The organism is Micromonospora maritima, from assembly GCF_902825405.1.
In the GTDB taxonomy this organism is placed as follows: Bacteria; Actinomycetota; Actinomycetes; order Mycobacteriales; family Micromonosporaceae; genus Micromonospora; species Micromonospora maritima.
This window is the reverse complement of sequence record NZ_CADEAU010000276.1, coordinates 1-7,217: the sequence shown is the minus strand read 5'-3', so window position 1 is coordinate 7,217 and position 7,217 is coordinate 1. Positions and strand designations below refer to the sequence as shown.

The window sequence follows — 7,217 nt, the reverse complement described above, 5'->3', positions numbered from 1 at the left end:
CGCGACGCCGCGCGGGCCGGTGCGGTGCTGCGTCACGAGCCCGGCCGGCTGCGCCCGCTCATCGCCGGCGGTCAGGCCATCTACGGCGGCGGCGGGCGCTGCTCGCTGGGCGCGAACGTGCGCAGCGGCAGCACCTGGTACTTCGTCACCGCCGGGCACTGCACGAACCTCGCCGGCACCTGGTACGCCGACGGCGCCCGCACCACCGTGCTGGGCAGCCGCACCGGCAGCAGCTTCCCCGGCAACGACTACGGCGTGGTGCGCTACACCGGCACGGTCGCGCACCCGAGCGCCGTGTACACCCACCCGGGCCAGGTCACCGTCTACGGCGCCGGCTCCGCCTACGTCGGGCAGGCGGTCTGCCGCAGCGGCGCCACCACCGGCGTGCGTTGCGGCACCGTGACCGGGCTGAACCAGACGGTCAACTACGCCGAGGGCAGCGTCAGCGGGCTGATCCGCACGAACATCTGCGCCGAGCCCGGCGACAGTGGCGGCCCGCTCTACGTGGCCGCCACCGGCACGGTCCTCGGGATCCTCTCCGGCGGCAGCGGCAACTGCACGAGCGGTGGGACCAGCTACTACCAGCCGATCCTGGAGATCCTCGCCGCGTACGGCCTGACCATCCCCTGACCGGCGCGGCTCACTCGTCGCCGGGCACGGCCATCTCGCCCAGGCGGGACCAGTCCTGCTGCGGCACGGTGGCGTTGACGATCCGCGGCGTCTCGGCCAGGTGCGGCGGCAGCGTGCGTTGGGCCTCACGGAAGTGCGCCGACTGCACGTGCGCCGCACCGGCCGCGTCGTCGCGGAACGCCTCGACCAGCACGTACTCGGTCGGGTCGTCGAGGCTGCGGGACCAGTCGAACCACAGGCAGCCCGGCTCGGCGCGGGTCGCCCCGGTGAAGTCGGCGGCGATCCGCGGCCAGGCGTCGGCGTCCTCCGGGCGGACCCGGAACTTGGCGGTGATGAAGATCATGGCGCCAGGCTACCCAGGTCGGGCGGCCCGCGGGTGGGTCAGCCCTTCGTCGCCGGCCCCAGCAGCTCGGCCGCCCGGCGGTCGGCGAACGCGGTGACCGCCTGCTGGCCGGCGCCGAACACGATGGCCACCCCCAGCAGCGCGGCGGTGCTGTTCACGGTCGTCTCGACCAGGCCGCCGATGACCAGCATGATGCCGACGACCGCGACCAGCGGCCCGATCGCGAGCTTCAGCAGGCCCTGTTGGAACGGCAGCTTGTAGGGCAGGCCGCCGGACCGGGAGGTGATCATCGAGGGCAGGGCGCTGATGAACGCGCCGAGCGCCCCGGCGATCAGCACGAAGAACAGCAACCGCCAGGCCGGTACGCCGGCGGCGTCCACAGGTGCCTTGAGCAGCCGCACGTCGTGGCTGCGCCACTGCACCAGCACCACCAGGACGTCCGCGACGAGCGCGAACACGGACAGCCCGAGCATCCGGTTGCGCAGCCGGCGCACCGACTCGTGGAACTCCTCCGACACCGAGTGGTAGCGCAGCAGCAACGCCTGCACCTTCGCCCGCAGCAGGGCGGGCGTCGCCGCGTCGGCCGCCGGGTCCAGATCGGTGAGCACCTTGTCGTCGGCGGCCAGGAACTGTGCCGCCGCGCTCCGGTACGCGCCGAGCAGGCCGACCAGCTCCTCCGGGGTCCGCAACTCCACCATGGCCCGTTCCACCGAGTGGACGGTCTGCCAGGCGTACTCCAGGCTGCCGCCGCGCAGCCACTCGACGACGCCGCTGCGACCGAGCACCGCCTCCACCCCGGACAGGTGGGCACGCAGCGCGGCGGCCCGGTCGGGATCACGCGCCGCCAGTGCGGCCAGCTGCTGGTACAGGTCGTCGAGCTTGGTGCGGACCCGGACCTGCCACACGGCGGTGGGCACCCCACCGCCGGGCGGACGGACCGGGCGGCTCTCCGGCGCCTTCCCCGGCTGCTCCGGTACGGCCTCGGGTTGGGTCTCCTGGTCGATCATCGCGTCCACCTTCCCCCACGCCGCGCGGCTGCACGCGCGGCCCCTGCGACAAGTATCCGCAGCTCAGGGCCATGATGGCCAGAGCACTTCGGACATCTGGCGCAGGTGCGCGCGGACGGTCGACCCCGTCCCCACGGAGGACACCGTCGACGTCCACCGATCGGTAGCCTGGCCCGGTGACCGTCTACGCCCTCGCGCAGCTCACCGTTCACGACCGGGCCCGCTACGACCGGTACGTCGCCGCCTTCCTGCCGGTGCTGGCCCGCCACGGTGGCCGGCTGCTCGCCGCCGACACCGCGCCCTGGGTGGTGGAGGGCGAGTGGCCGCACGACAAGGTGGTCCTCATGTCGTTCGACAACCGGGAGGACTTCGAGCGCTGGTCCACCTCGCCGGAGTACCGGGCGATCTCCCGCGACCGGGAGGCCGCCACCGAGGGGGTGGTCCTCCTGCTCGACGGCATCGGCCACGCCTGGCCGGCCTGAGCCCGCGCGGGGGCCGGCCGAGCTCAGAGCCGGTGCCGCACCCACACGTTGGCCTCCACGTAGGCGGCGTGGTCGTGCGCCACGTCGACGAGCACCGGGGCCAGTGCGCCGGGCACGTGCACCGGGCCGCTGGTGTCGAACGGCAGGCCGGTCCATCCCCGCCAGTCGGCGAGCGTGCCGGTGATCGTCATCGACCTCGGCGCGACCCGCTCGATGACGCCGCCGGCGCGCACGTGCACCCGAAGCCACGGGTCCTCGGGCAGCCCGTCCGGGCGCCGGCGCGCCGCGTACTCGGCCATCGGCACGTCCGGGACGGCGGCCTTGCCGCTGGGTCGCACCGGCGCCACCAGCGTGTCGAAGCCGTACCGCGCGACGGCGGTCCGCATCGCCGCGAGCATGAGCGCGGACACGCCGTCGCCGCGCCGGTCCGGGTGGACGCAGATCTCCAGCGCCGAGACCAGGTTGGGGGTGGACCCGGTGAGCCGGCCGAGCGTGGCCCGCTGGATCATCCGGTCCCAGCCGCCGTCGGGCAGCGCGTCCTCGGTCCAGCGCAGCGGCACCGCGTAGGCCCGGGCGACGACGCGGTCCGGCTCGGCGGGATCCACCGCCGCGAACACGAACTCGGGATAGAGGTCGTCGGCGACGTTGTAGTAGACCGCGCCCATCGGGTCCCAGAGCATGAACGGCGGCCAGGCGCCGTCGAAGCCGGTGTCGAGCAGCGGCGCCAGGTCGGGACGCTCGGCCAGGGTCATGATCGTCAGGGTCACGCCGGGCAGGCTAGGCGGTCCCGGACGAACCCGCACGCCGATTTGTCGCCGGTGAGCTATGGTGGTCGGGTCCCGCCGAGGAGTGGAGTGATCATGGCAGGTGACGACGACATCTCCGGGTGAGAGCCCCGGACGGCCGCCGACGCGCATCCCGCGCCGTCGCCGCGGCCATCTTCGTCGTCCCCCTGTCTCCGCCGAGCGCCGTGTCGCGCTCCGGCGTCCCTTCCTCAGAGGTCGATCATGTCCGACGCCTACGTCGTCAGCTCCGCGCTCTCCTTCTCCTGGCCGGACCAGACTCCGGTCTTCACCGACCTGTCCTTCTCCGTGCCCGCCGGCCGGACCGGCCTGGTCGCGCCCAACGGCACCGGCAAGACCACGCTGCTGCGGCTGATCGCCGGCGAGCTGCGCCCGACCGCCGGCTCGGTCACCGTGCGGGGGGTGCTCGGCTACCTGCCCCAGCACCTGCCCTTCGCCGTCGAGCAGACCGTCGCCCAGGTCCTCGGCGTCGACCGGGCCATCGCCGCGCTGCACGCCATCGAGGCAGGCGACGCCCGGGAGGAGCACTTCACCGCCGTCGGCGACGACTGGGACGTGGAGGAACGCACCCACGCCGAGCTGGACCGGCTGGGCCTGGGCGAGGTCGCGCTGGACCGCCGCCTGGGCACGCTCAGCGGCGGCCAGGTGATCTCCCTCGGCCTGGCCGGGCAGCTGCTGCGCCGCCCGGACGTGCTGCTGCTCGACGAGCCGACGAACAACCTCGACGAGGACGCTCGGGACCGGCTGACCGCGGTGCTGCGCGGCTGGTCCGGCTGCCTGCTGGTGGTCAGTCACGATCGCGCGCTGCTCGACGAGATGGACCGGATCGCCGCGCTCGAAGGTGACGAGATCCGCTGGTACGGCGGCAACTACACCGCCTACGAGCAGGCCGTACGCGCCGAGCGGGAGGTCGCCGAGCGGCAGGTCCGCAGCGCCGAGCAGGACCTCAAGCGGCAGAAGCGGGAGCTGCAACAGGCCCGCGAACGGGCCGCCCGGCGCGCCTCCACCGCCGCACGGAACCTGCCCGACGCCGGGCTGGCCCGGATCGTCGCCGGCGGCCTGAAGCAGAGTGCCCAGGTCTCCGCCGGCCGCGCCGCCGAGACGCACGCGGCGCGCGTCGGTGACGCCCAGAGCCGGCTGGACCAGGCCAGCCGGGCCGCCCGCCAGGACGACCGGATCGTCATCGACCTGCCCGACACCACCGTTCCCGCCGGCCGGACCGTCTTCCACGGCGAGCGGCTGCGCGCCGAGTACGACGGACGACAGGTGTTCGGCGGCGACGGGATCGACCTGAGCATCCGCGGGCCGGAGCGGATCGCGCTCACCGGCGGAAACGGCGCCGGCAAGTCCACCCTGCTGCGCCTGGTCCACGGCGACCAGCCGCCGGTCTCCGGCACCGCGACCCGGGTCGAGGGCCGGGTGGCCTACCTGTCGCAGCGCCTGGACCTGCTCGACCCGGCGCGCACGGTCGCCGAGAACCTGGCCGTGTTCGCGCCCGGGCTCGCCGACGCCGCGCGGATGAACCTGCTGGCCCGGTTCCTGTTCCGCGGCGACCGGGCGCACCTGCCGGTGCGCGTGCTCTCCGGCGGCGAGCTGCTGCGCGCCACCCTGGCCTGCGTGCTGAACGCCTCGCCCGCGCCGCAGTTGCTGCTGCTCGACGAGCCCACGAACAACCTCGACCTGGACAGCGTCGCGCAACTGGAGAGTGCGCTCGGCGCGTACCGGGGAGCCCTTGTCGTGGTCAGCCACGACCCGCGCTTCCTCGCCGCGATCGGGGTGGACCGCTGGCTGCGGCTGGCCGACGGCACGCTCGTCGAGACCGCCGCGCCGGAGGGCGCTGACTAGGCTGCCGACCATGGCAGATCCGTTCCGGGTCCGCGTCACCGTACGCGGCTACGAGCTGGACACCCAGGGCCACCTCAACCAGGCCGTCTACCTCCAGTACGCCGAGCACGCCCGCTGGGAGTGCCTGCGCGCCGCCGGCATCGCCCAGGACCGGCTGATCGCCGGCGGCGTCGGGCCGGTCGCCCTGGAGGTGACCGTGCGCTACCTGCGGGAGCTGCGTGGCGGCGACGAGGTCGACGTGACCTGCGACTTCCGTTGGGGCGAGGGCAAGACGTTCCAGATCGTGCAGGACTTCACCCGGCCCGACGGGACGCCGGTCGCCGCGGTGACCGGGGTCGGCGGGCTGCTCGACCTGACCGCCCGGCGGCTGGTGCCCGACCCGCGCGAGCGGTTCCGGGCACTGGCCACCGACCCGACCCCGATGGGTCTGTAGCCCGGTCAGCCTGCGGAGCGCAGGTAGGCGAGCACGGCCAGCACCCGGCGGTTGGTGTCCTCGTCCGGCGGCAGGTCGAGCTTGGCCAGGATGTTGCCGACGTGCTTGCCGACCGCCGCCTCGGTGACGTGCAGGCGGGCCGCGATCGCCGCGTTGGAGTGGCCCTCCGCGACCAGCCCCAGCACCTCGCGCTCCCGCCGGGACAGCGCGTCGAGCGGGTCACGCGGGCGGCGCAGCAGGTGCCGCACCACGTCCGGGTCGACGGCGGTGCCGCCGGTCGCCACCCGGCGCAGGGTGTCGGCGAACTCGGCGACGTCGGCGACCCGGTCCTTGAGCAGGTAGCCGACGCGCCGGCCGTCACCGCTGTCGAGCAGCGCCGCCGCGTACCCGCTCTGCACGTGCTGGCTGAGCACCACGACGGCGAGGTCGGGGCGTTCGGCGCGGAGCGTGACGGCCGCGCGCAGGCCGTCGTCGCGGTGCGCCGGCGGCATCCGGATGTCGGTCACCAGCAGATCCGGGCGGTGGGCGCGGGCGGCGTCGAGCAGTGCCGGGGCGGAGCCGACCGCGGCGGCCACCGCGAAGCCGAACCGGGTCAGCAGGCCGACCAGCCCCTCCCGGAGCAGGACCTCGTCCTCGGCCAGGACGACCCGGGTCACGGACGGCACGGCAGCTCCACCCGGACCAGGGTAGGCCCGCCGGCCGGGCTGGCCAGCAGCAACCTGCCGTCGGCCGCGGCCACCCGGTCCGCCAGCCCGGTCAGGCCGGTGCCCCGGTCCGGGTCGGCGCCGCCCCGCCCGTCGTCCTCGACCTCCACCACCAGCCGGCGGTCACCCTGGGTCAGCCGGACCTCGGCGCGCGTCGCCCCGGCGTGCCGCGCCACGTTGCCCAGCGCCTCGGAGACCACGTACCAGGCGGTGGTCTCGACCAGCTCCGGCATCGGACGGGGCAGGTCCGCGCGGACGCTGACCGGCACGACCGACCTCGCCGCCAGCTCGCCCACCGCGCCGGCCAGACCGAGTTCGGTGAGCTGCGGCGGACGGATGCCCTGGACGATCCCGCGCAACAGCACCATCAGCTCCTTGGCCTGCTCGTGCGCCACGGCCAGCGGACGGGCGGCGGGGGAGTCCGCCGGCACGTCGAGGCGCGCCAGGCCGAGCTGGAGGGTGAGGCCGGTCAGCCTCGGCTGCGCCCCGTCGTGCACGTCCCGCTCGATGCGCCGGCGCTCGGCCTCGTAGGCGCTCACCAGGCGGGCCCGCGACCGGGTCACCTCGCGCAGCGCCGTCCCGTCGGGCGTGGCGTCCAGCAGCCACCGGGCCACCGCGGCCTGGCCCGCGACCAGCAGGCCGGCCAGGTAGAGCAGCGCCGGCGCGGCGAGTACGCCGGCGACCGCCCACGGCACGGCTTCGGCCGGGGAGTCGATGGTGACCCGGACCAGCACGATCCGCTCCTGGCCGCCGGCCAGCCACGGACCGGCGACGAGCGCGAGGTCGAGCAGCACGAGCAGCGCGAACGTGCCGTACGCCAGCGGCACCACGGTGCCCAGCCAGGCGATGTACGCCACCTCCCGCCACGCGGCGCCCTCGGTGTAGCGGGCCAGCGGGCCACGCCACCGGGGCCCGGCCACCGGCCGGTCGTCGACCAGGCCCAGCCGCCACCGCTCGAACGCCGCCACCG

Annotated in this window: 9 protein-coding genes; 4 read left to right on the top strand and 5 right to left on the bottom strand. The window is 74.9% G+C overall.

Annotated elements, in window-relative coordinates:
- Positions 1–630: S1 family peptidase (locus HUW36_RS21540; protein WP_174529827.1), on the top strand; the 630-nt coding region annotated here is incomplete at its 5' end.
- Between the two features lie 10 nt (positions 631–640).
- On the opposite strand, the gene HUW36_RS21535 is transcribed toward HUW36_RS21540, so the two are convergent.
- On the bottom strand, positions 641–973 hold the full coding sequence (locus HUW36_RS21535; RefSeq protein ID WP_174529826.1) for a putative quinol monooxygenase: 333 nt from the start codon (positions 971–973) through the stop codon (positions 641–643).
- A gap of 38 nt (positions 974–1,011) precedes the next feature.
- Entirely contained in the window at positions 1,012–1,980 is a 969-nt protein-coding gene (locus HUW36_RS21530; protein ID WP_174529825.1) for a hypothetical protein, read from the bottom strand.
- Positions 1,981–2,156: 176 nt separating this feature from the next.
- Here HUW36_RS21530 and HUW36_RS21525 point away from each other — a divergent pair, with 176 nt between their 5' ends.
- Positions 2,157–2,462 carry a DUF1330 domain-containing protein gene (locus HUW36_RS21525; RefSeq protein WP_174529824.1) on the top strand — a complete coding sequence of 102 codons (306 nt, stop codon included), beginning with the start codon at positions 2,157–2,159 and terminating at the stop codon, positions 2,460–2,462.
- 23 nt (positions 2,463–2,485) lie between these two features.
- On the opposite strand, the gene HUW36_RS21520 is transcribed toward HUW36_RS21525, so the two are convergent.
- Positions 2,486–3,229, bottom strand: a complete 744-nt coding sequence (locus HUW36_RS21520) for a GNAT family protein (protein ID WP_246248257.1) — start codon at positions 3,227–3,229, stop codon at positions 2,486–2,488.
- A 240-nt stretch (positions 3,230–3,469) separates the two neighbouring features.
- Here HUW36_RS21520 and HUW36_RS21515 point away from each other — a divergent pair, with 240 nt between their 5' ends.
- Together HUW36_RS21515 and HUW36_RS21510 are read left to right on the top strand one after the other, a co-directional pair.
- On the top strand, positions 3,470–5,110 hold the full coding sequence (locus HUW36_RS21515; RefSeq protein WP_174529823.1) for an ABC-F family ATP-binding cassette domain-containing protein: 1,641 nt from the start codon (positions 3,470–3,472) through the stop codon (positions 5,108–5,110).
- Positions 5,111–5,120: 10 nt separating this feature from the next.
- Positions 5,121–5,543 (top strand): acyl-CoA thioesterase, encoded by a 423-nt coding sequence (locus HUW36_RS21510; RefSeq protein ID WP_174529822.1) that lies wholly within the window; start codon positions 5,121–5,123, stop codon positions 5,541–5,543.
- Between the two features lie 5 nt (positions 5,544–5,548).
- Here the strand turns inward: HUW36_RS21510 and HUW36_RS21505 are convergent, their stop codons facing one another.
- Both HUW36_RS21505 and HUW36_RS21500 read right to left on the bottom strand, forming a co-directional pair.
- Positions 5,549–6,208: a response regulator transcription factor gene (locus tag HUW36_RS21505; protein ID WP_174529821.1), complete on the bottom strand. Its 660-nt coding sequence runs from the start codon at positions 6,206–6,208 to the stop codon at positions 5,549–5,551.
- Positions 6,196–7,217 (bottom strand): sensor histidine kinase (locus tag HUW36_RS21500; protein WP_174529820.1); only part of this gene is annotated, 1,022 nt, incomplete at its 5' end. The genes HUW36_RS21500 and HUW36_RS21505, both read right to left, overlap by 13 nt.

Bases quoted from the DNA above. Each gene is read 5' to 3' on its own strand.
- HUW36_RS21530 (WP_174529825.1), bottom strand. From the start codon at position 1,980: ATGATCGACCAGGAGACCCAACCCGAGGCCGTACCGGAGCAGCCGGGG.
- HUW36_RS21510 (WP_174529822.1), top strand. From the start codon at position 5,121: ATGGCAGATCCGTTCCGGGTCCGCGTCACCGTACGCGGCTACGAGCTG.
- HUW36_RS21535 (WP_174529826.1), bottom strand. From the start codon at position 973: ATGATCTTCATCACCGCCAAGTTCCGGGTCCGCCCGGAGGACGCCGAC.
- HUW36_RS21515 (WP_174529823.1), top strand. From the start codon at position 3,470: ATGTCCGACGCCTACGTCGTCAGCTCCGCGCTCTCCTTCTCCTGGCCG.